The organism is Microbacterium sp. A93, assembly GCF_051842835.1.
Genome location: NZ_JBPXMT010000005.1, coordinates 104,450 through 126,663 on the forward strand (window position 1 = coordinate 104,450; position 22,214 = coordinate 126,663).

The following is a 22,214-nucleotide window of genomic DNA, read 5'->3' on the forward strand; positions in this document are numbered from 1 at the left end:
GATACTCTTGGATCTGTGCACAACAAACGCCGCCGCCGGATCATCGCCAGAGTGGGGTGGGGCATCCTCATCCTCCTCGTTCTGCTTATCGCGGGAGTCCTCGCGTGGACTCAGATCGGCGTGATGGCGGCGGAGAAGGCTCCGCTCGCAAGCGCACAAGCCAACCCGAACATCACGATCGAGGATGCTCCGGAAGGCATCGTGCTTGCCCCGGCCGACGGCGATTCGGAGATCGGCCTGGTGTTCATTCCCGGAGCCAAGGTCGATCCGTGGGCGTACGTCGCGATTCTGCAGGGCATCGCTGAGGAGGGCACCACCGTAGTGATCACTCGGCCCTGGCTGAACCTGGCGTTCTTCGATCTACGAGGGCTGGATGCCTTCACCTCCGCTGCGCCGGAGATCGACTCCTGGGGTGTTGGCGGACACTCTCTCGGCGGGGTGCGCGCCTGCCAGTTGGCGACGGATGCCGATGCGCTCGTACTCTTCGGCTCTTACTGCGCGACCGACCTCTCTGGCACCGATCTCGACGTGCTGAGCCTCGCCGGCAGCGAAGACAAGCTGTCCACGCCCGCGAAGATCGCCGATGCTCGGCCTCTGCTCCCCGACAGTGCCGAGCTCATCGAGATCGCTGGCGCGTCTCACGCATCCTTTGGCGACTACGGCTCACAGAGCGGCGATGGCATCCCGACGATCTCCGACGAGCAAATGCACGCGACCGTCACCGACCTGGTCGGGACATTCCTGAGCCGCTAGCTGAGCTCAGGGTCGTTCAACCCGAACAGGCCCTCAGCCGATGCGCGAGATGAGCGAGTCCAGGCCCATCCCGTAGTCGATTCGTACAACCGGCAGTGCGTACTTGTCGGTGCCGATGACGACCTTGCCTGGTTCGATCGTGCGCGCCATCTCGTAGCCCGCCTGCGCAACACCCTGTTTTGCGGTGTCGTTGTAGTGGCCATACGGGTAGGCGATCACTTCGCGCGCTCCCAGCAGATCACCGGAGGTGTTCAGATCTGCCGCGATCTCGTCGGCCGTCCAGTTCACCATCCGGCCGTCGCCATTGGCTCCTGCTTCGTGCATGTCGTGGGTGTGCGAGCGCCGCAGCACGTACGGTGACGGCGCCGGGTCAGAGCGGTATGCCGTGACCATGAACGACGTGGCCAGTACCTTCTGCTGCTCCACGATCGGTACCGCCAGATCGAACCAGGTCTGGTCGGCGTCATCGTCCGTCACGATCACCGATCGCGGCGGAAGGTACAAACGCCCGTCGATGAACGCGCTCAGCTCGTCCCAGGTCGGCAGGTAGAAGCCGGTGGAGGCGATGTGAGTCATGTGCGCCTCGAAGTCACCGATGTACGCGTAGTTCCCGCGCAACCAGCCATCCTCACCCTCGGGCCTGGTGGTGAACTGGTGGTACATCAGGATCGGTACTTCGGTGCCCGCCGCCGCGTTCTGCTCGGCCGGCATCCACGAGCCGTGCAGTTCGCGCTGCTGGTTGTCGCAGGTCACGGCGTCCGCGCCGTTGACTCGGGCGTCGGCCTGGAACGCAGCCGCCGTCTCCGCACTCGTGTACCAGCCGCCGAAGGCCATTCCGTCCTGCGCGGGAATCGGCAGCGCCGCATACAGCGTGCCCTGCACCTGCAGCATCGGTGCGTCGGCGATCCCGTCACCGGCGAACGTCACCGCGCAGGCGAGATCATCGTCTGCATCGGCGAGCAGCTGCTCGACCGGGGTGAGTGGTGTGTGCTCCGGAGTCGGTGTCTGGGTTCCTGACGCCGCTTCTGGCGCTGTCTCGGCCTCGGCCGGTGCCTGCAGGCTCGCGAGCACGATCGACAAGCTCACGCCGAGCACGACGATCACGGCAACGGTGCTGACAAGCCAGACCCGTCGGTTTCGACGGATGCGCGCACGCCTCGCGGTGCGCTCACTTCGGTGCCGTTCATTACCCATAGACAGAATCCTATGGGCACTTCATCACGTGCTCTGGAACCCTTGCGCGATCATCTCGACGAGTTCTTCGCGCGCCTCGACGGGCAGGAAAGCTGCGGATGCGGCATTGAACTGAAAAGCCTCGAGGTCTTCGAGGTCGTAGCCGAAAGCATCCACCAGCAGAGCAAGCTCACGAGTCAGCGAAGTGCGGCTCATCGTGCGGTTGTCGACGTTGACGGTGACGGCGAAGCCGAGCTGGTACAGCAGGTCGAAGGGGTGATCCGCGATCTCTGTGCCCCACGCTTCGATCGCCGCGGTGTGCACGTTCGAGGACGGCGACAGTTCCAGAGGAATCTCTCGGTCGCGCACCCACCGGGCAAGGTCGCCGAACTCTACCTGCACCTCATCGCCCTCACGGGTGATGACATCGAGGTCAGAGACAAGACGCACACCGTGCCCCAGGCGCACGGCCCGTCCGTCAAGGAGCGCACTGCGGATGGATGCGAGTCCTGCGGCCTCACCGGCATGCACGGTGACGGGCATGAAGTTCTCTGCCAGCAGGTCGAACGCCGCACGGTGCTGAGAGGCGGGATAACCCTCTTCCGGACCGGCGATGTCGAAGCCGACCACGCCACGATCGCGGTGGGCGATTGCGAGCTCTGCGATCTCGAGCGAGTGGTCGCTGTGTCGCATGGCGCTGAGGATCTGACCGACCCGGATGCTGTGACCGGCACTGTCGGCGGCATCCTCGCCCTCTTCAATGCCCTGTTGCACGGCATCGACCGCGTCATCCAGGGAAAGGCCGCGGGTCAGATGCTGCTCCGGCGCCCAGCGCATCTCACCGTAGATCACGCCGTCTTCGACCAAGTCCTCAACGAACTCCCGCGCAACGCGGGTGAGGGCCTCGGCCGTCTGCATCACGCCGATGGTGAATTCGAAGGCCCTCAGGTACTCCACGAGGGAGCCCGAGTCACTCTGCTTCGAGAACCAGTCGCCGAGACCACGCGCATCGCTGGCTGGCAGATCAAGCCCGATCTCCGCAGCCAACTCCACGATCGTCGCAGGGCGCACGGCCCCATCGAGGTGATCGTGCAGCGAGACCTTCGGCAGTGAGCGCAGCGAGACGCCCTGGATCTTGATGTCACCGTCGGAAGCGATCGACATGGGGTTTTCCTCTCAGAGACCGCCGCGTCGATGGGGAAAGCGAGCGGCGAATACTCCAGCCTACGCGGTGATGTGCTCGCGAACGAGCGGCCCGATCTCCGGTGCCGACTCCCCGAGCGCCCATGCGCCTTCCAGCGCTTCCAGCGCACGCGGGAAGCGCGCCTCGTCTTGCGCCGAAAGCGTGAACAGCGGCTGGCCGGCAGCGACACGGTCGCCCGGCTTGGCGTGCAGATCGATACCGGCCGCATGCACGACCTGGTCTTCTGCACGGGCTCGTCCGGCCCCCAGGCGCCACGCTGAGATACCGAAGGGCAGTGCATCCATCCGCGTCACGATGCCGTCGGTGGGAGCCGTCACGACATGTGTCTCGCGTGCGGTCGGCAACGCCGCATCCGGATCGCCGTCCTGCGCACGGATCATCGCGTTCCAGGTGTCCATGGCGCGGCCGTCATCGAGTGCTGCTTCGACATCCGCATCCGGGAGTCCTGCGAGGGCGAGCATCTCGCGCGCCAGCGCGATCGTGAGCTCACGCACATCGGCCGGTCCGCCACCAGCGAGGATCTCCACCGATTCGCGCACCTCGTTCGCGTTGCCGATCGCGAAGCCGAGCGGCACGTTCATGTCGGTCAGCAGTGCGGTGGTGGCAACACCGGAATCGGTGCCGAGCGCGACCATCGTCTGCGCGAGCTCCCGGGCGCGATCGATGTCCTGCATGAAGGCGCCGGATCCGAACTTGACGTCCAGCACCAGTGCATCGGTGCCTTCGGCGATCTTCTTCGACATGATGCTGGACGCGATCAGCGGAATGGCCTCGACGGTGCCAGTGACATCACGCAGCGCGTACAACTTCTTGTCAGCGGGCGCGAGTCCAGACCCGGCAGCGCAGATCACGGCGCCGACATCGCCCTGCATCTGGACGAACATCTCCTCGTTACTCAGCGCAGCGCGCCAGCCAGGGATCGACTCGAGCTTGTCGAGCGTGCCGCCAGTGTGCCCCAGGCCTCGACCACTCAGCTGCGGCACCGCGACACCGAACGATGCCACGAGAGGAGCCAGCGGCAACGTGATCTTGTCACCGACGCCGCCCGTGGAGTGCTTGTCGACCGTTTTCTTGCCAAGGGCGGCGAAACTCATCCGCTCTCCCGAGGCGATCATCGCGTCGGTGAGCACCCGGATCTCGTCCCGGTGCATCCCGCGCTGGAAGATCGCCATCGCGAAGGACGCCATCTGCGCATCTGACACGAAGCCGCGCGTGTACGCGTCGACCATCCACCGCAGCGCCGGCTCCGGCACCGCACCCCCATCGCGCTTGGCGCGGATGACGTCGATCGCGTCAAAAGCTTCTACAGTCATCGGGCATTCTCCAAATCGCGGGGGCCGAACGCATCCGGCAGAACTTCATCAATGGTGCGGATGCCACTCACGGTCTCCAGCAGCATCTCCGGCATTGAGTGTTCGAAGAGAAGCTGCCGGCAGCGGCCGCACGGCATGATGGTCTCGCCGTCGCCGTTCACACACACGAACGCGACGAGCTTCCCGCCGCCAGACATGTGCAGATCGCCGACCAGTGCGCACTCGGCGCACAGGGTGACCCCGTAAGAGGCGTTCTCCACGTTGCATCCGGCGACGATCCGGCCGTCCGCCACGAGAGCGGCGGCGCCCACCTTGTATCGCGAGTACGGCGCATACGCCTTGCGCATGGCGTCGCTTGCGACCTGACGCAGCTCGTCCCAGTCGATGTCAGTCATTGTTCCTCTAGCTCTTGATATACGGCTCGCCCGACGCAGCCGGCGGACGAGATCGTCCGACGAGACCTGCGACGGCGAAGATCGTCACGACATACGGCAGCATCAGCATGAACTGGCTCGGCACCGGCGAACCGATGACGCTGAGCACGCCCTGAAGGTTGGTGGCGAAGCCGAACAGCAGCGCCGCAAGCGTCGCGCGGATCGGGTCCCACTTACCGAAGATGACGGCGGCAAGTGCGATGTAACCGGCGCCCGCGGTCATCTCACGACCGAACTGCGGGTTGCTGACCAGTGTGTAGAACGCTCCGCCCATGCCAGCAATGGCGCCGGCGAGCATCATGTTCCAGTACCTCGTGGGAACCACCTTGATGCCCACTGTGTCAGCGGCCTGAGGGTGTTCGCCGACCGCGCGCAGGCGTAGGCCCCAGCGCGTGCGGTACAGCCCGAACCAGACCAGGAACACCGTGACATACATCAGATACACGATGATCGTCTGACGGAACAGCACCGGTCCGAGAACCGGAATTTCACTGAGCACGGGGATGGAGATCACCGGGAAAAGCTCCGGAGAGTTAAGCTCGGCGGCATTCGGGTTCAGCACCTGGCGGTAGAGGAACGTCGTGAGCCCAGCGACGAGCACATTGAGCACGACACCCACGATGACCTGATTGACGTAATAGGTGATCGCGAACACCGCGAGTACGAGCGCGACCAGCGCACCGGCGAACATCGCAGCGATGAGGCCTGCCCATGGGCTACCTGTCGCCGAGCCAACGACCGCGGCCAAGAAGGCACCGGCGAGCAGCTGCGCTTCGATCGCGATATTGACGACACCGACCCGCTCACCGATCACGCCTCCGAGCGCTCCGAAGATCAGGGGCGTGGCGAGCGCCAGGGCGCCGCCCAGCAAACCGATCATGGGAAGTGTTCCGCCCGCCGATGCCCAGGCGAGGAACCCGATCATCAGGATCGCGACGTAGACGACGGTCAGCCAAAGCGGGAGCTTGCGGCGCGCACGCGTCCATACGACAGAGAGCACCGTGGTCGCGGCGAGGAGAGCCACGCACACCCACGCTGTCGCGTTAGCCGGAAGCACGAGCTCTGGGAGCTGGATCGCCGCGCTCGCGGAGCGAACCAGACGGAACGTGCTTACGCCCTCCCGCGGAACGAGCAACGGTAGCAGCGCGAACAGAACAGTGAACAGACCGAAGATGATCGGTGTCTTCCACGAGGTGACGGTGACGCGACGCTGCTCGTCACTGACGACCACTTCAGCACTGATGGTCATGCGGACACCTCCTCGGCGATCTGCGCGGCGTTCTTCTTCGGCGTCTTCGGTTTCTTCGGCTTCTTGCGTGCGCCGGGCTGTGGCAGACCGAAGATCGCACGAACGAGCGGCGGTGCGGCAATGAACAGCACGATCAGCGACTGCACGACGAGCACGATCTCGATCGGCACGTTCTCCGAAGCCTGCATCGCGAATCCGCCGGCCTTGAATGCACCGAACAGGATGCCGGCGGCGAGGATGCCCAGCGGCGTGGATCGACCGAGCAGCGCGACCGTGATGGCGTCGAAGCCGATGCCGGCATCGATGTCACCGCCGAACCCGCTGGTGACGGTGCCGAGCATCTGGCTGACACCGGCAATGCCGATCAGCCCGCCGGCGATCACCATCACCAGGAAGTACATCTTGCCGACGCTGATGCCGGCGACCTTCGCCGCTGCGGGGTTCTCCCCCACCGCCCGGAATCGGAACCCGAGGCTGGAGCGCTCCAGGAGCCACCACGTGAATGCGACGGCGATCAACGCAAGGATGAAACCCGCGTGCAGCTTGTACTGCGAACCGAGGATGCCGGGCAGCAGCGCCGACTCCGCCATCGCAGCGGTCTTCGGGTTGCTGGAGCCTGGAGCCTGCAGAATGCCGGGGGTGGCGAGCATCCACGCCAACAGGTAGAAGGCGATGTGATTGAGCATGATCGTCACGATCACCTCGTGCGCACCGGTGCGCGCCTTCAGGAGCCCGGCGATGCCGGCCCAAAGAGCACCGGCGATGACTCCCGCGATGATGGCGACGAGCATGTGCAGCGGCCACGGCAGGTTCAGGCTCGTACCCACCCAGCCCGCGGCTGCAGCGGCCATGAGCATCTGGCCCTGACCGCCGATGTTGAAAAGACCGGCGCGGAACGCGAGACCGACGCCGAGACCGGCGGCGATCAGCGGAGTTGCGAACTTCAGCGTCTCAGTGAGCGGCTTGATTCCGGCGGCGAACCCGTCGACGCGGAAGTTGTAGACCGCGCCTTGGAAGAGCGCGACGTATGCTCCTGAGACGGCAGCCCACACCGCGGCGAGCATGTCCTGCGGACGTGAGAAGAAGTAGCCGGCTGTGCGCTGCACATCGGGATCCGTGAACGCGATCATGATCGCACCGGCGATCAGTGCAAGGATCACCGAGAGCACGGAGATCATGCCGTTGCCGGTGGAGACACGCTGCAACGCGCTGGTCCACCGTGATGGCTCAGTGCCGAAGTCTGCCGGTGGGGACTTGATCGGAGCCGGTGTGGGAGCACTCATGCGCCTGCCTCCTCGGACGGTGTGATGGGATCGACGGCAACGGTCGTGTCGGTCTCGACCATGCCCGCCATCATGAGGCCGAGCTGCGCGCGCGAGGTATCACCCGGCACGATGCCGACGACCTTGCCTCGGTACATCACCATGATGCGATCGGCAAGGGCCGCCGCTTCATCGAGTTCAGTGGAGATGACGACGACGGGGATGCCGGAGTCTCGTGTCTCGACGATGCGCGTGTGAATGAATTCGATTGAGCCGACATCGACGCCGCGAGTCGGCTGCGCCGCGACGAACAGCGAGAGGTCGCGGCTGAGCTCGCGCGCCAGCACGACCTTCTGCTGGTTTCCGCCCGACAGTCGCCCCGCTTGCTGCGTCGACCCCTGGGTGCGGATGTCGAACTCGGCGATCTTCTCCTTGGCAAAGGTGTCCAGTGCCTGCAACTGCAGAGTGCCGGCCTTCACGAATGGGGCACCGACCGAGCGGTCCAGCATGAGGTTCTCCGCGATGGAGAATTCCTTGACGAGACCGTCGACGCTGCGGTCCTCTGGGACGAAGCCGACGCCAGCATCGAGGATCTCGCGGACGGAACGTCCGATCAGTTCAGCTCCGTTCAGACGGATGCTGCCCTCGGTCCGCGGCTGCAGGCCGACGATGGCCTCGGTGAGCTCGGTCTGGCCGTTGCCCTGTACACCCGCGATCACGAGCACCTCGCCGGCTCGCACCGAGAATGACACGTCGTCCACGAGCACGGTGCCGAACGGATCGGTGACCGTGAGCTCCTTCACGACGAGTGCCTCTTCGCCGAGCTTCGGTGCGTCCTTGTGCACGGTGAGCTCGACGGCACGCCCCACCATGAGTGCGGCGAGTTCCTGGTTACTGGCGGTCGGCGACGCTTCGCCGACGACCTTTCCCAGCCGGATGACCGTGATGCGATCCGCGACTTCGCGGACCTCACGGAGTTTGTGGGTGATGAAGACGATCGACGTTCCGGATTCCTGGAGCGTGCGCATCGTCGCCATGAGCTCGTCGGTCTCTTGAGGGGTGAGCACTGCAGTGGGCTCATCGAAAACGAGCACCTTCGCATCACGCGAGAGCGCCTTGATGATCTCCACTCGCTGCTGTACACCGACGGGCAGGTCTTCGATGATCGCGTCAGGGTCGACATTGAATCCGAAGCGATCGGAGATCTCGCGCACCATCGCTCGCGCAGCCGAGAGGTCCAGTCGTCCGCCGAAGCGTGTCTTCTCGTGCCCCAGCATGACGTTCTCAGCGACGGTGAACACGGGGATCAGCATGAAGTGCTGATGCACCATGCCGATACCGGCGGCCATCGCATCACCCGGTCCTGCGAAGTGCTGTTCGACACCGTCCAGCAGGATCTCACCCTCGTCGGCCTGGTACAGGCCGTAGAGCACGTTCATCAGCGTCGACTTGCCCGCACCGTTCTCGCCGAGGAGACAGTGGATCTCCCCCGACTCGATCGTGAGATCGATGTGGTCGTTGGCCGTCAGCGCGCCGAACCTCTTTGTAATGCCGCGCAGTTCAAGCTTCATGTGTCAGATCCTAACCAGCAAAGAGTGCTTCGTCCCAAGCTCCTGTGGGCGCCGGGCATCGACAAGGGGAGGCCGGCGGTTGGCCGACCTCCCCTTTAGTGGGTCGTCCTCGATCAGTCGAGGTACGAGGTGACGGTGATGTCACCGCTGATGATCTGCTCCTGCAGTGCCTCGACAGCCGCCCACAGCTCGGGGTCGACCTTGTCTTCGAAGTTGTGCAGTTCGGCAATGCCGACGCCCTCGTTCTCGAGCGTGCCGATGTAGGCAGTCGCGTCGAACTCGCCGTTCGCGCTGCTCATCGTGGCCTCGTAGGTGGAGAGCTTCATGTCCTTGAGAATCGAGGTCATCACGAAGTCCGCGGTGGTCGGGTCGGTGACGAACAAGTCGGCATCTGCGCCGATCAGTGCGATGTCCCGGCCGGACTCCTTGATGGCCTGCAGACCGGACTGGTAGATCGGACCGCCGACCGGCAGCAGCACGTCGACACCCTGGTCGATGATGTTCTGCGCGACCGTCTTGGCCTCGGGACCAGCCTCGAATCCGCCGGTGAAGGTCCCGGTCGTGCCGTCCCAGCCGACGACCTCGACGGCTGTGCCGTTCTGCTCGTTGTAGTAGTTGACGCCCTGGTAGAAGCCGTCCATGAAGATCGTCACGGTCGGGAACTCCATGCCGCCGTAGGTGCCGACCTTGCCTGCTTCGGAGTACCCGGCAGACAGGTAGCCAGCGAGGAATGCGGCCTCAGCCGTGTTGTAGAGCAGCGGCTTGACGTTGTCGGCATCCTTCTCGCCGTCGAAGTCGTTGTCGGCAGCGTCGTCGACGAGGATGTAGTCGATGTCTTCGTTGGCCAGTGCGCTGTCGACGGTCGCAGCCGAAAGCGCGAAGCCGACGGAGATGATTGCGTTGCAACCCTCCGAGACGAGGCTCTCCAGGTTGGGGGCGAAGTCGGTCTCGCTGTTGGATTCAGGGTTCTTGAACCCGACGCCAAGTTCGTCAGCGGCCTGCTTCATGCCTTCGAAGGAAAGCTGGTTGAACGACTTGTCGTCAAAGCCACCCTGGTCAGAGACGATGCAGGGAAGGAAGTCGATAGTCTCGGCACCGCCGGCGGTGCCGCCGCCGGTCTCTTCCGGAGCTGCGCCGCAGCCTGCCAGTGCAACGGCGACGCCGGTCGCCACGAGCGCGGCGAGTGCGCGCTTCTTGGTGCTAATGGTCACGTAAGCCTCCACGACTACTGGCCTGCGCCAATCGCAGGGTCCCAATGCCTAAGTTACCTACTATGACGCCGCTATTGAGAGTGACTGCGTTAATGGTTACAAACTCGAAACAGATCGGATGTGCGTCTGAGAGCACCTCTCAGAGCACGTCTCCTTGACCGGTGAGCTTCAGTGACTCGACGACACCCTTCACCCGCTGCGCATGCTCGGTCGTGGTGACCAGCAGCGCGTCGGGAGTATCGACGACCACGATGTCCTTCACGCCGATGAGACTGATCACTCGTGAGGTCTGGCTGACGAGGATTCCGGTCGCTGCATCCGAGAGCACTCGAGCGTTCGGTCCGAGCACGGCGAGGTCGTTCTTGCGCCCGTTGCTGATGAGTTTGGTGAGGGATGCGAAATCTCCCACGTCGTCCCAATCGAAGTGCCCGGGGATCACCGCAAGGCGCCCCTTCTCGGCAGCAGGCTCGGCCACTGCGTAGTCAATAGCGACCTTCTTGATCTTCGGCCAGACGCGATCGACGACCGGACCGCGTCGCTCGCGATCGTCCCATGCTTCGGCGAGTTCGAGCAGGCCCGCATGCATCTCGGGCTCGTTCGCGGCGAGTTCTTCCAGCAGCACACTTGCCTTGGCGATGAACATGCCGGCGTTCCACAGGAAGGAGCGGTCAGCGAAGTACTGCGTGGCGGTCTCGAGATCGGGCTTTTCCACGAAGCGGACGACCGTGGCCGCTTCCGGGGCCCTGTCGATGATGAGCTCATCGCCCTTTTCGATATAGCCGAAGCCGACGGACGGCTCCGACGGCTGAATGCCGATCGTGCAGATATAACCGTCTCGAGCGACCGCAACGGCCTGCTCGACCGCGAATTCGAAGGTGCGGGTGCCTCGAATCACGTGGTCTGCGGCGAACGAGCCGATGATGACGTCTGGGTTGCGGCGATGCAGAATCGCGGCGGCGAGGCCGATGGCTGCGGCGGAGTCCCGCGGCTCGGACTCGAGGAACACGTTCATATCGGCGATGCCCGGGAGCTCTGCCTCGACGGCGGCGCGGTGCGCACGCCCGGTCACGACCGCGATACGGTCTGGCCCCGTCATCGGCTCGAGCCGATCCCAGGTGTCGCGAAGCAGCGAGTTTCCGGACCCGGTGAGGTCATGCAGGAACTTCGGCGCATCCGCTCGGGAAAGCGGCCACAGCCTGCTCCCGATGCCACCGGCGGGAATCACTGCGTAAAAGTCGTCGAACGGCTCGGTCATACCCCCAGCGTAACCCGCGCGAAGAATCTTGATATCGAGATAGTTAGGCGAGCCTTCCTCGCTCCCAGCGTTTGAACAGGAATAGGATGGGACACGATCGGGCAGCCCTGTGGTCAGTTCGGACTCAGGAGCCGCTGCCGACGTCGCATCGACCAGGGAGGACGACCGTGTCCGCAGGCACTCGCTTGACACCGTCGATTTCGGAAACCACGTCCAAAGCGCCACGCGGCACCCTTTACCGGGGACGCGAAGGCATGTGGTCGTGGGTGCTTCATCGCATCACCGGAGTCGCCATCTTCTTCTTCTTACTGGTGCATGTGCTCGACACAGCACTGGTCCGCGTCTCCCCCGAGGCGTACAACGCAGTGATCGGCGCGTACCAGACCCCGATCATGGCGCTGGGCGAGGTCGTGTTGGTCGCGGCCATCGTCTTCCACGCGATGAACGGGCTGCGCATCATCCTTGTCGACTTCTGGTCCAAGGGTGCGCGTTTCCATAGGCAGCTGTTCTGGGGCGTCATCGCCGTGTGGCTCGTCCTGATGGCCGGCTTCTCCGGCCGTCACCTCATGCTCGCTTTCGCAGGATTCGGAGGGGGCCACTGATGTCCGCTCAGACTGTCGCCGCACCGGCGCGCCGCCGCCGTGGGATCAACCTCGAGAAGTGGGGCTGGGTGTTCATGCGAGCATCCGGCGTCGTCCTGATCGTTCTGATCTTCGGACACTTGTTCGTCAACCTGATGGTCGGCGATGGTATCCATGCCCTCGACTTCGCCTTCATCGCCGGCAAGTTCGCCACGCCGTTCTGGCAGTGGTGGGACGTGTTGATGCTGTGGCTCGCGCTCCTGCATGGTGGCAACGGCATGCGCACGATCGTCAACGACTACGTGACCACGCCCAAGGTTCGCACGGCCCTCGTCTGGGCGATCGGCCTGGCCGCGGCACTGCTGATCGTGCTGGGCACCCTGGTCGTATTCACATTTGACCCCTGCCTCGGTCTCACCGAGGGCAGCACGCTGGTGAAAGAGTGCGCCGCCATGGGCGTGTTCCCGAACTGAGAAGAGAGCTACGAGAAGTGACTACTGAGACGCAGGATTCCGTCGTCCGTGACGGCGTGCACTACCACCAGTTCGACGTCGTCATCGTCGGCGCCGGTGGCGCCGGTATGCGGGCAGCCATCGAAGCAGGTCCCGGGGCGAAGACGGCCGTGATCTCCAAGCTCTATCCGACTCGCTCGCACACCGGTGCGGCGCAGGGCGGCATGGCTGCGGCCCTCGCGAACGTCGAGGAAGACAACTGGGAGTGGCACACCTTCGACACCGTCAAGGGTGGCGATTATCTCGTCGATCAGGATGCGGCCGAGATCCTCGCCAAGGAAGCCATCGACGCGGTCATCGACCTCGAGAACATGGGCCTGCCCTTCAACCGCACGCCAGAGGGCAAGATCGATCAGCGTCGTTTCGGCGGTCACACGTCTGAGCACGGAAAGGCGCCCGTGCGCCGCGCCTGCTACGCGGCAGACCGCACCGGCCACATGATTCTGCAGACGCTGTTCCAGAACTGCGTTCGCCTCGGCATCAACTTCTTCAACGAGTTCTACGTTCTCGACCTGATCACGGTCAAGGCCGAGGACGGCAGCACGCAGGTTGCAGGCGTCGTCGCATACGACCTCTCCACCGGCGAGCTGCATGTCTTCCAGGCGAAGGCCGTGATCTTCGCGACCGGCGGCTTCGGCAAGATCTACAAGACCACCTCCAACGCCCACACCCTCACCGGTGACGGCGTCGGCATCATCTGGCGCAAGAACCTCCCGCTCGAGGACATGGAGTTCTTCCAGTTCCATCCGACCGGCCTCGCCGGTCTCGGCATCCTCCTCACCGAGGGCGCCCGCGGTGAGGGCGCGATTCTGCGCAACGCATCCGGTGAGCGCTTCATGGAGCGCTATGCCCCCACCATCAAGGACCTCGCTCCGCGTGACATCGTGGCCAGGTCCATGGTGCAGGAGGTTCTCGACGGCCGCGGTGCCGGTCCGAACAAGGACTACGTGTACCTGGACTGCACCCACCTCGGTGCGGAGGTGCTGGAGACCAAGCTTCCCGACATCACCGAGTTCGCACGCACCTACCTGGGTGTCGACCCTGTTACCGAGCCGGTGCCAGTGATGCCGACCGCGCACTACGCCATGGGCGGTATCCCCACCAACAACAACGCTGAGGTGCTGGCCGATAACGACACCGTCGTTCCTGGCCTGTACGCCGCCGGCGAGTGCGCCTGCGTCTCGGTGCACGGCTCGAACCGGCTGGGCACGAACTCGCTGCTCGATATCAACGTCTTCGGAAAGCGTGCCGGTAACAACGCCGTCGCGTATGCCAAGACTGCAGAGTTCGTCCCTCTCCCCGAGAACCCGGCTGCCTTCGTTTCCGGGCTGCTCGAGAACGTGCGCACCAGCAACGGCACCGAGCGGGTGGCGGTCCTGCGTAAGAAGCTGCAGGACGAGATGGATCTCGGCGCTCAGGTCTTCCGCACCCATGATTCGCTCGAGCACGTGCTCGGCGTCATCAAGGAACTGCGCGAGCGTTACAAGAACGTCTACGTCGATGACAAGGGCAAGCGGTTCAACACCGACCTGCTCGAGGCGATCGAGCTGGGCTTCCTGCTCGACATCGCTGAGGTCGTCGTCTACGCCGCGCAGAACCGCGAAGAGAGCCGTGGCGGTCACATGCGCGACGACTTCCCCCACCGCGACGACGAGAAATACATGAAGCACACGATGGCCTATCTGACCGGCGACCCGCACTCGTCGACACCGGCCGACCACATCAAACTCGATTGGAAGCCCGTCGTCATGACCCGCTACCAGCCGATGGAGAGGAAGTACTGAGCATGTCGAACGCTGTTGCAGAGACACCTGCCGTGGAGTCGGCCGTCCAGTCATTCCTGGTCACGTTCATCGTGCGCCGGTTCGACCCCGAAAAGGATTCCGAGCCGCGCTGGGTCGACTACGACGTCGAGCTCTACGCGACCGACCGGGTACTCGACGCGCTGCACAAGATCAAGTGGGAGGTCGACGGTTCGCTGTCCTTCCGCCGTTCCTGCGCGCACGGCATCTGCGGTTCGGATGCCATGCGCATCAACGGCCGCAACCGCCTGGCCTGCAAGACGCTGATCAAGGATCTCGACATCTCGAAGCCGATCTATGTCGAGGCCATCAAGGGTCTGCCCCTGGAAAAGGACCTCATCGTCGACATGGAGCCGTTCTTCGCCTCCTTCCGCGAGGTGCAGCCGTTCCTTATTTCCGGCTCCGCACCCGAGAAGGGCAAGGAGCGCGTGCAGTCGATTGCTGACCGCGCGATCTTCGACGACACGACCAAGTGCATCCTGTGCGCTGCGTGCACCTCGTCGTGCCCGGTGTTCTGGACCGACGGCCAGTACTTCGGCCCGGCCGCGATTGTCAATGCGCATCGCTTCATCTTCGATTCGCGTGACGACAACGCGGATGTGCGTCTAGACATCCTCAACGACAAGGAAGGCGTCTGGCGCTGCCGCACGACCTTCAACTGCTCGGAGGCCTGCCCGCGAGGCATCGAGGTCACCAAGGCGATCGCCGAGGTCAAGCAGGCTATTCTGCGCGGAGGTCGCTGACCCTTCGACAGAAGCAGATTTCTGTCATCGACACGCCCCCACCCTGGATAGGGTGGGGGCGTGTCTGTTTCTGAGGCCGATGAACCTGAAGCCGGTCGCCTGGGCGTTGCGGTCGAGCGCGCCACCACACTGACCAAACGCACTCTCGGGCTGTTTCCGGTGCGGGTATGGCGTCATTTCCTGCAGAACAACGGTTTCCTGCTCGCAGCGGGAGTCAGCTATCAGGCACTGTTCGCCATCTTCGCGGCGATCTACCTCGCGTTCGCGGTCGCCGGTCTGTGGCTGGGCGGCAGCGCCGAGGCCGTCGACGCCTTGATCGCGATGATCAACAGCTACATCCCCAATCTGATCAGCGACCCGCCATACGGCGTGGTCACTCCGGCGCAGGCCCACGAAATCGCCAAGAACACCACTGGAGTGCTCAGCATCACCGGTCTGATCGCGCTGGTTGCGGTCATCTGGACAGCCATCGGCTGGGTGACATTCTCTCGACGCGCCGTGCGCGACATGTTCGGACTTCCCCCTGACCGGCGCAGTTACGTGCTGCTCAAGGCGCGTGATCTGCTCGCCGCGCTCATCTTCGGGGCGTCGTTGGTCGTGGGGTCAGTGCTCAGCTATGCCAGTGCGGCCACACTGAGCTGGCTCCTCACGCTGCTGGGCTGGGACGCAGGCTCCAGTGCGGTGAACCTGCTCATCCGCATCGGCACCATCCTCATCTCGTTCGTCCTGCTCTCGGGTGCGCTTGCCACGATGGTGCGTTTCCTCACCGGCACCTCGCTGCGCTGGCGCACGATCTGGCCCGGCGCACTCCTCGGCGGCGGCGCCATGACCGTGCTGCAGTTCGGTGTGGGTTTCCTGCTGAGCTACACGCCGACCAATCCGCTCCTTGCCACGTTCGCGATCTTCATCGGTCTGCTGCTCTGGTTCCGGGTCAACGGCGTGGTCATGCTGGTGGCTTCGGCGTGGATCGCCGTCTCCGCACAGGATCGTGATCTGCCTCTGCTGCAACAGAGCGAGGCGGAACGCATCGCGGCCGAATATCACGCTCTGGTGGTGGCCGCACGCATCCGCCTTCGTGATGCTCGCGCGGCGCAGGGCACCGCACCCTGGTATCGCGTCTGGGGAGCGAAAAGAGCAGTGAATGCGGCAACGGCCGAGCTCGCAGATCTCGTCGCCAATCCGCCAGAGACCACGACTGCGGATGCTCCAGCCGCCCATCGGCTGCTCACAGCGCTCACCCGCTCGGAAGGTGATGTCCGACGCTCTCGATAGGCTGGTTACATGCCTCATCTGCGCGTAGCTTCGGTCAATGTCAACGGAATTCGGGCGTCGGCTCGCAACGGAATGAGCACATGGCTCGACACGGCCGATGTCGACATCCTCACTCTGCAAGAGGTACGTGGGCAAGATGAACACCTCGAGGCGGCGCTTCCCGGCTGGCACATCATCCACGATGAGGCCACGGCAAAAGGCCGCGCAGGCGTCGCCATTGCGAGCCGCTTGCCAGCGCTGGCAAGCCGCACGACCTTCGGCGCCGATGACTTCGACTCGAAAGGCCGCTGGATCGAAGGTGACTTCACCTTCGGCGACCGCGTGCTGACCGTTGTCAGTGCGTACGTGCACTCGGGCGAAGCTGACACGCCGAAGCAGGACGAGAAGTGGAAGTTCCTCGACGCCTTTGGGCCCCGGCTGAGCGCGCTCGGGCAGGGCGAGCTCGGGCAGGGCGACGCGCTCGCTGTCGTCACCGGCGACCTTAACGTCGGTCACCGCGAACTCGACATCAAGAACTGGCGGGGCAACCGCAAGAAGGCGGGGTTCCTTCCACGGGAGCGCGCATACTTCGATCGTTTCCTTGGTGAAGCGGGCGCCGAGATCACCGGCGTCGATGGCACCGTTGGCACCGGACTCGGATGGGTTGATGTCGGCCGCCGCGTCCACGGTGAGGTCGAAGGGCCGTACACCTGGTGGTCGGCACGCGGCCAGGCGTTCGACAACGACACCGGCTGGCGGATCGACTACCACCTCGCCACCCCGACGCTCGCCGAGCGCGTGCAGGCATACAGCGTCGCCCGCGCAGCTTCCTACGCAGAGCGCTGGAGTGATCACGCGCCGGTGATCGTCGACTACCGGATCTGATCCGAGCGACCGCCGACAGCCGCGTAAGATTGGTCCCGTGACGAAACCTCGCCTTTACTCAGGAATGCAGCCCTCCGCCGACTCTCTCCAGATCGGCAACTACATCGGGGCGCTCCTGCAGTGGCGGGATCTGCAGACGTCGTACGACGCCTATTTCTCGGTCGTCGATCTGCACGCGCTCACCGTCGCGCAGGACCCGAAAGAACTCCGCGAGAAGACGCGCCGAACGGCCGCACAATACATCGCCGCAGGCATCGAGCCTTCGAAGTCAACGCTGTACGTACAGTCACACGTGCGCGCTCACGCCGAGCTGGCATGGATCCTCAGCACGTTCACCGGTTTCGGTGAAGCCGGCAGGATGACCCAGTTCAAGGACAAGTCCGCACGCTACGGCGCGGACGCCACGAGCGTTGGCCTGTTCACCTATCCGGTGCTGATGGCAGCCGACATCCTGCTGTACCAGACCGACATCGTGCCGGTCGGTGACGACCAGAAGCAGCACGTCGAGCTCACTCGCGATATCGCGGAGCGCTTCAATTCGCGCTTCGGTGAGACGTTCGTCGTTCCGCTGCCGGTCATCCAGAAAGACACCGCCCGCATCTACGACCTGCAGAATCCGACGTCGAAGATGTCGAAGTCGGCAGACAGCGAAGCAGGCGTGCTGTGGATGCTGGACGACCCGGCGAAGTCAGCAAAGAAGATCATGCGCGCGGTCACCGATAACGAGGGCAGCGTCCGCTTCGACCGCGAGAACAAGCCTGGCGTCTCGAACCTGCTGACGATCTACGCCGCCCTCAGCGGCCGCCAGGTGGCCTCGATTGAAGACGAGTACGCAGGCCGTGGCTACGGTGATTTCAAGAAGGGTCTTGCCGAGGTCGTCGTCTCAGAATTCGAGCCGGTGCGCGCCCGCGCTCTTGAGCTGCTCGATGACCCTGCAGAGCTCGACCGCATCCTTGCGATCAACGCGGCCAAGGCGGATGCCGTCGCCGATGCGACGCTCGCTGATGTCTATGACAAGGTCGGCCTGCTCCGTCGCGTCTGACAGTTGGATCAGTCAGGCACCATAGGATGAGTGCGTGACTGATCCGCAACTTCCGCCGTCCGCACCTTACGGCTCCGTACCGCCGGTACCGCCAATGCCAGTAGTACCGCCAGTACCGGTAGCGCCCGGTTACCAGACGCCCCCCGCAGCGCCCGGCTACCCGGAGGCACCCGCAGCGCCCGGTTACCACCAGCTGCCAATCGCGCCGGGCTACCAGACGCCTGCTGCACCCGCGCCGCAGATGCCTCCTGGCGCGTACGCCGCTCCTGTGGGCGGCTACGGCGCTCCTGTGGGCGATTACCAGGCACCGGAGGCCACGCAGCCAAAGTCGAGCCTCCTCGGGATCATTGCGCTGGTGCTGTCACTGGTCGCGGCAGTGGTCACGCCGATCGTCGCCGGCATCTCGGGCTATCAGATCGGCTACACACTGCCGTCGGTCATGCAGTACGTCGATGCCGATGCCAGCGACCTCTCGTTCCTTGCCCCGGTGCGCGAGCAGGTGCTGCTGGGCGAGATCGGATTCTGGGTCGGCACGCTCGCCGGTATCGCCGCGATCGTACTCGCCATCATGGCCATCGCGAAGCGGCAGGGTCGAGGAACAGGTATCGCTGCGCTGATCCTGGCCGTCCTTGCACCGATTATTTTCTTCATCGTGCTGTTCGTCACGCTCGCCGCCGGCGCAAGCGCGGGTGCGTTCGCCGCCTTCGGTTCCTGATCGATCCCGCCATCACGCCTCGCGCTCAGCGCGGGGCGTGATGCTTCTGCTGAGCAGCCAGCAGTCCCTCAGCAACGAGTAGTTCAACGGCATCCGCTGCGTCTGAGACGAGAATCCCCAGGGTCTCGCGCTCAATCTTTCCGAACGGCGACAACACCCAATCGGCCGGGTCTTGACGCCCAGGCGGGCGCCCGATGCCCACGCGCACACGCGGAAAGTCTGCCGTGCTGATTGCGCGGGCAACATCTCGCACACCGTTGTGTCCGCCATGCCCTCCGCCGATCTTCAGCTTCACGCTGTCGAACGGGATGTCCAGTTCGTCGTGGACGAGTACCGTGCGCTCCGGAGGCACCGAGTAGAAGCGCGCGAGGGCTGCCACCGGAGTACCGGCGACGTTCATGAAAGAGTTCGGCTTCGCGAGCACGAGCTTGTCTCCCCCTGGCCGCAACCAGGTCTCGATGACGCGCGCACCAGCTTTGTGCTCACGGAAGCTCTCGCTGCGACGTGCCGCAAGCTCATCCACAACGAGTTGGCCGATATTGTGCCGGGTGCTCTCGTAGCGAGGGCCGGGATTACCCAGCCCCACGATCAACCAGGTCTCAGCCATACGTCTGCCGCCTTTCGAACGCCGTCAGGATACGACAGAGGGGACGCGATGTGCTCGCGTCCCCTCTGTGCACGAAGTGCGGGTGAATTACTCCGCAGCAGCCTCAGCAGCAGGTGCTGCAGCAGCAGCCTCAGCGGCGTCGTCCGCGGACGTCTCAGCTGCGGGGACGTAGACCGCGACGAGCAGCAGCTCCGGGTCATCCAGCAGAGTCGCACCCTTGGGCAGCACGACCTGACTTGCAGTGATGTGCGCACCCTCTTCAAGGCCTTCGACCGAGACCTCGAGGTTCTGAGGGATGTGGGTCGCCTCGACCTCGAGCTTGATCGTGGTGACCTCGAGGGTCACGCTCGTGCCAGCGAAAGACTCACCGCTGGTGAAGATCGGAACCTCAACCTGAACCTTCTCGCCCTTCTTCACGACGAGGAGGTCGATGTGCTCGATGATCTGGCGCACCGGGTCACGCTGCACATCCTTGACGAGTGCGAGCTGCTCCTTGCCATCGATGTCGAGCTCAAGCAGCGCGTTCGCGCGACGAATGATGAGCGAGACCTGGTGGCCGGGCAGTGCAACGTGCACGGGATCGGTGCCGTGACCGTAGATGACGGCGGGGATCTTGCCGGCAGCGCGCAGGCGGCGGGCGAAGCCCTTGCCGAACTGCTCACGAACCTCGGCGTGGACCTTGGTGTCCTTAGACATGAATTCTCCTTCGGGGCACGCGACGAACTACTCGTCACGTGGTGGTCTAATTGTCAGATTCTCGACCGCAGACGCACGAAGAAGCCACGAGGCTTGGTTCGCCGCGTCGATCACGGATGCCACGCACGCGAAGCATCCCTCGCCGAGGAACTCCTCTATCGTACCGGATGACCGGGTAGGCTGAAACTCAGGTCTTTTCCCCACGCAGAACTTGGAGTCCGGCATGCTCGACGGCGCTTTCCTTTCACACGCCCTCCTCTGGCTCATCGGCGTCATGGCGCTGGGTGCCACCGTCTTGACGTTCGGCGCACTGTTCTCGATGGGGCGCACCAGCTACCGCAAGGACTGACCGCCACAGCGGCGCCACGCCTGTGTGTCACGCCAACAAATGGCATCTCGTGACACACGCGCGCTCGGACGTCGTCCACAGGGATAATCTGAGAGCATCCCTAACTTCACGACCGAGGAGCAGTCTGTGCCCGAAGCATCAGCGAACATCGGAGTCGTCGGACTCGCCGTCATGGGTTCGAATCTCGCCCGCAACCTCGCCAGCCGCGAGGGCAACACTGTGGCGATCTTCAACCGCAGCTACGAGAAGACGCAGACCGTTCTCGATGAACACCCGGAAGCCGGCTTCGTTCCGGCATCCACCTACCAGGAGTTCGCCGACTCTCTGCAGAAGCCGCGCACCGCGATCATCATGGTCAAGGCCGGCGGACCCACCGATGCGGTCATCAACTCGCTCGCCTCGGTCTTCGAGCCTGGCGATATCATCGTCGACGGCGGAAACGCGTTCTTCCCCGACACCATCCGCCGGGAGAAGGCCGTCCGCGAGACGGGCATCAACTTCGTCGGCGCCGGCATCTCCGGCGGTGAAGAGGGCGCACTGCTCGGCCCGAGCATCATGCCGGGCGGATCTGATGAGTCGTGGACCACGCTCGGCCCGATCCTGAAGTCGATCGCGGCAGTCGCCGAGGGCGAGCCGTGCGTCACGCACGTCGGCCACGACGGCGCCGGGCACTTCGTGAAGATGGTGCACAACGGCATCGAGTACGCCGACATGCAGCTCATCGCTGAGGCCTACGACCTCATCCGCCGCGGCACCGGAAAGACGCCGGCGGAGATCGCCGACATCTTCGCCGAGTGGAACAAGGGCGAGCTGGAGTCGTACCTGATCGAGATCACCGCCGAGGTGCTCCGTCAGGTGGATGCATCCACAGGCAAGCCACTCGTCGATGTGATTGTCGACCAGGCAGGCGCCAAGGGAACCGGCGCGTGGACAGTGCAGACCGCACTCTCCCTCGGCGTTCCCGTCTCCGGCATCGCCGAGGCGACGTTTGCTCGTTCGCTGTCCTCACACCCCGAGCAGCGCGCGGTTGCCGCAGCTCTGCCCGGCCCGGAGGACGAGTTCGAGGTCGAGGACACCGAGTCATTCATCGAGGACGTGCGCCTGGCGCTGTTCGCCTCGAAGATCATCGCCTACTCGCAGGGCTTCGATGAGATCCGCGCGGGCGCGGTCGAATACGACTGGACGATCGACCTCGGCGCGATCAGCAAGATCTGGCGCGCCGGCTGCATCATCCGCGCCCAGTTCCTCAACCGCATCGCTGACGCATACGCCGAGACTCCGGATCTTCCGGTGCTCGCGGCTGCGCCGTACTTCGCCGACGCACTGACTCGCGGCCAGGCCTCATGGCGTCGTGTTGTCATCGCCGCGACCGAGGCGGGCATCCCGTCGCCGGCATTCTCGTCATCACTGGCGTACTACGACGGCATCCGCGCCGACCGACTCCCCGCAGCCCTCATCCAGGGACAGCGTGACTTCTTCGGCGCGCACACCTACAAGCGCATCGACAAGCCGGGCACGTTCCACACGCTGTGGTCTGGCGACCGCACCGAGATCGAGGCGGAAGACACGCACTGATCGCTTTCATTTCGAAGGGCCGGTAACCGCG

General features: G+C 64.2%; 22 protein-coding genes. 11 read left to right on the forward strand and 11 right to left on the reverse strand.

Going from position 1 to position 22,214, the window contains the following annotated elements:
* Positions 1–15 precede the first annotated feature (15 nt).
* On the forward strand, positions 16–753 hold the full coding sequence (locus ACSU1G_RS13930) for an alpha/beta hydrolase (RefSeq protein WP_439280552.1): 738 nt from the start codon (positions 16–18) through the stop codon (positions 751–753).
* Between the two features lie 33 nt (positions 754–786).
* Here the strand turns inward: ACSU1G_RS13930 and ACSU1G_RS13935 are convergent, their stop codons facing one another.
* The 9 genes from ACSU1G_RS13935 to ACSU1G_RS13975 form a co-directional block, all read right to left on the reverse strand.
* Positions 787–1,947, reverse strand: a complete 1,161-nt coding sequence (locus ACSU1G_RS13935; RefSeq protein WP_439280553.1) for a polysaccharide deacetylase family protein — start codon at positions 1,945–1,947, stop codon at positions 787–789.
* A gap of 24 nt (positions 1,948–1,971) precedes the next feature.
* Positions 1,972–3,090 carry an adenosine deaminase gene (locus ACSU1G_RS13940; protein WP_439280554.1) on the reverse strand — a complete coding sequence of 373 codons (1,119 nt, stop codon included), beginning with the start codon at positions 3,088–3,090 and terminating at the stop codon, positions 1,972–1,974.
* A 60-nt stretch (positions 3,091–3,150) separates the two neighbouring features.
* A complete protein-coding gene (locus tag ACSU1G_RS13945) occupies positions 3,151–4,443 on the reverse strand; it encodes a thymidine phosphorylase (RefSeq protein WP_439280555.1) in 1,293 nt (430 codons plus the stop codon).
* Complete coding sequence (locus ACSU1G_RS13950; RefSeq protein WP_439280556.1) at positions 4,440–4,838, reverse strand: cytidine deaminase; 399 nt, start codon at positions 4,836–4,838, stop codon at positions 4,440–4,442. Before ACSU1G_RS13950 ends, ACSU1G_RS13945 begins: the two co-directional genes overlap by 4 nt.
* A 7-nt stretch (positions 4,839–4,845) precedes the next feature.
* Positions 4,846–6,126 carry an ABC transporter permease gene (locus ACSU1G_RS13955; protein ID WP_439280557.1) on the reverse strand — a complete coding sequence of 427 codons (1,281 nt, stop codon included), beginning with the start codon at positions 6,124–6,126 and terminating at the stop codon, positions 4,846–4,848.
* The gene (locus ACSU1G_RS13960; RefSeq protein WP_439280558.1) at positions 6,123–7,409 is read right to left on the reverse strand and encodes an ABC transporter permease; all 1,287 of its coding nucleotides are present in this window, start codon (positions 7,407–7,409) and stop codon (positions 6,123–6,125) included. Before ACSU1G_RS13960 ends, ACSU1G_RS13955 begins: the two co-directional genes overlap by 4 nt.
* On the reverse strand, positions 7,406–8,959 hold the full coding sequence (locus tag ACSU1G_RS13965) for an ABC transporter ATP-binding protein (RefSeq protein ID WP_439280559.1): 1,554 nt from the start codon (positions 8,957–8,959) through the stop codon (positions 7,406–7,408). The genes ACSU1G_RS13960 and ACSU1G_RS13965 overlap by 4 nt, the downstream gene beginning before the upstream one ends.
* 113 nt (positions 8,960–9,072) lie before the next feature.
* Positions 9,073–10,170 carry a BMP family lipoprotein gene (locus tag ACSU1G_RS13970; RefSeq protein WP_439280560.1) on the reverse strand — a complete coding sequence of 366 codons (1,098 nt, stop codon included), beginning with the start codon at positions 10,168–10,170 and terminating at the stop codon, positions 9,073–9,075.
* A gap of 139 nt (positions 10,171–10,309) precedes the next feature.
* Positions 10,310–11,425 (reverse strand): mannose-1-phosphate guanylyltransferase, encoded by a 1,116-nt coding sequence (locus ACSU1G_RS13975; protein ID WP_439280561.1) that lies wholly within the window; start codon positions 11,423–11,425, stop codon positions 10,310–10,312.
* A 167-nt stretch (positions 11,426–11,592) separates the two neighbouring features.
* Between ACSU1G_RS13975 and sdhC the strand changes: the two genes are divergently transcribed.
* Genes sdhC through ACSU1G_RS14015 form a run of 8 tightly spaced genes read left to right on the forward strand, consistent with a single transcriptional unit; the run spans position 11,593 to position 18,956 of the window.
* Positions 11,593–12,027 (forward strand): succinate dehydrogenase, cytochrome b556 subunit, encoded by a 435-nt coding sequence (gene sdhC, locus ACSU1G_RS13980; protein ID WP_439280562.1) that lies wholly within the window; start codon positions 11,593–11,595, stop codon positions 12,025–12,027.
* On the forward strand, positions 12,027–12,479 hold the full coding sequence (locus ACSU1G_RS13985; protein WP_439280563.1) for a succinate dehydrogenase hydrophobic membrane anchor subunit: 453 nt from the start codon (positions 12,027–12,029) through the stop codon (positions 12,477–12,479). Before sdhC ends, ACSU1G_RS13985 begins: the two co-directional genes overlap by 1 nt.
* A 17-nt stretch (positions 12,480–12,496) precedes the next feature.
* Positions 12,497–14,302 (forward strand): succinate dehydrogenase flavoprotein subunit, encoded by a 1,806-nt coding sequence (gene sdhA / locus ACSU1G_RS13990; protein WP_439280564.1) that lies wholly within the window; start codon positions 12,497–12,499, stop codon positions 14,300–14,302.
* 2 nt (positions 14,303–14,304) lie between these two features.
* Positions 14,305–15,063 (forward strand): succinate dehydrogenase iron-sulfur subunit, encoded by a 759-nt coding sequence (locus tag ACSU1G_RS13995; RefSeq protein ID WP_439280565.1) that lies wholly within the window; start codon positions 14,305–14,307, stop codon positions 15,061–15,063.
* Positions 15,064–15,123: 60 nt separating this feature from the next.
* The gene (locus ACSU1G_RS14000; protein ID WP_439280566.1) at positions 15,124–16,335 is read left to right on the forward strand and encodes a YihY/virulence factor BrkB family protein; all 1,212 of its coding nucleotides are present in this window, start codon (positions 15,124–15,126) and stop codon (positions 16,333–16,335) included.
* 9 nt (positions 16,336–16,344) lie between these two features.
* Positions 16,345–17,199 (forward strand): exodeoxyribonuclease III, encoded by an 855-nt coding sequence (locus ACSU1G_RS14005; RefSeq protein WP_439280567.1) that lies wholly within the window; start codon positions 16,345–16,347, stop codon positions 17,197–17,199.
* A gap of 37 nt (positions 17,200–17,236) precedes the next feature.
* The gene (gene trpS, locus ACSU1G_RS14010; protein ID WP_439280568.1) at positions 17,237–18,241 is read left to right on the forward strand and encodes a tryptophan--tRNA ligase; all 1,005 of its coding nucleotides are present in this window, start codon (positions 17,237–17,239) and stop codon (positions 18,239–18,241) included.
* A 34-nt stretch (positions 18,242–18,275) separates the two neighbouring features.
* Positions 18,276–18,956, forward strand: a complete 681-nt coding sequence (locus ACSU1G_RS14015; RefSeq protein ID WP_439280569.1) for a hypothetical protein — start codon at positions 18,276–18,278, stop codon at positions 18,954–18,956.
* A gap of 25 nt (positions 18,957–18,981) precedes the next feature.
* Here ACSU1G_RS14015 and pth read toward each other — a convergent pair whose 3' ends face one another.
* Entirely contained in the window at positions 18,982–19,563 is a 582-nt protein-coding gene (gene pth, locus ACSU1G_RS14020; protein WP_439280570.1) for an aminoacyl-tRNA hydrolase, read from the reverse strand.
* A gap of 87 nt (positions 19,564–19,650) precedes the next feature.
* Positions 19,651–20,259, reverse strand: a complete 609-nt coding sequence (locus ACSU1G_RS14025; protein WP_439280571.1) for a 50S ribosomal protein L25/general stress protein Ctc — start codon at positions 20,257–20,259, stop codon at positions 19,651–19,653.
* A gap of 223 nt (positions 20,260–20,482) precedes the next feature.
* Between ACSU1G_RS14025 and ACSU1G_RS14030 the strand changes: the two genes are divergently transcribed.
* Together ACSU1G_RS14030 and gndA are read left to right on the forward strand one after the other, a co-directional pair.
* On the forward strand, positions 20,483–20,608 hold the full coding sequence (locus tag ACSU1G_RS14030) for a hypothetical protein (protein ID WP_439280572.1): 126 nt from the start codon (positions 20,483–20,485) through the stop codon (positions 20,606–20,608).
* Between the two features lie 126 nt (positions 20,609–20,734).
* A complete protein-coding gene (gndA, locus tag ACSU1G_RS14035) occupies positions 20,735–22,183 on the forward strand; it encodes an NADP-dependent phosphogluconate dehydrogenase (protein WP_439280573.1) in 1,449 nt (482 codons plus the stop codon).
* The last annotated feature ends 31 nt before the right edge of the window (positions 22,184–22,214 follow it).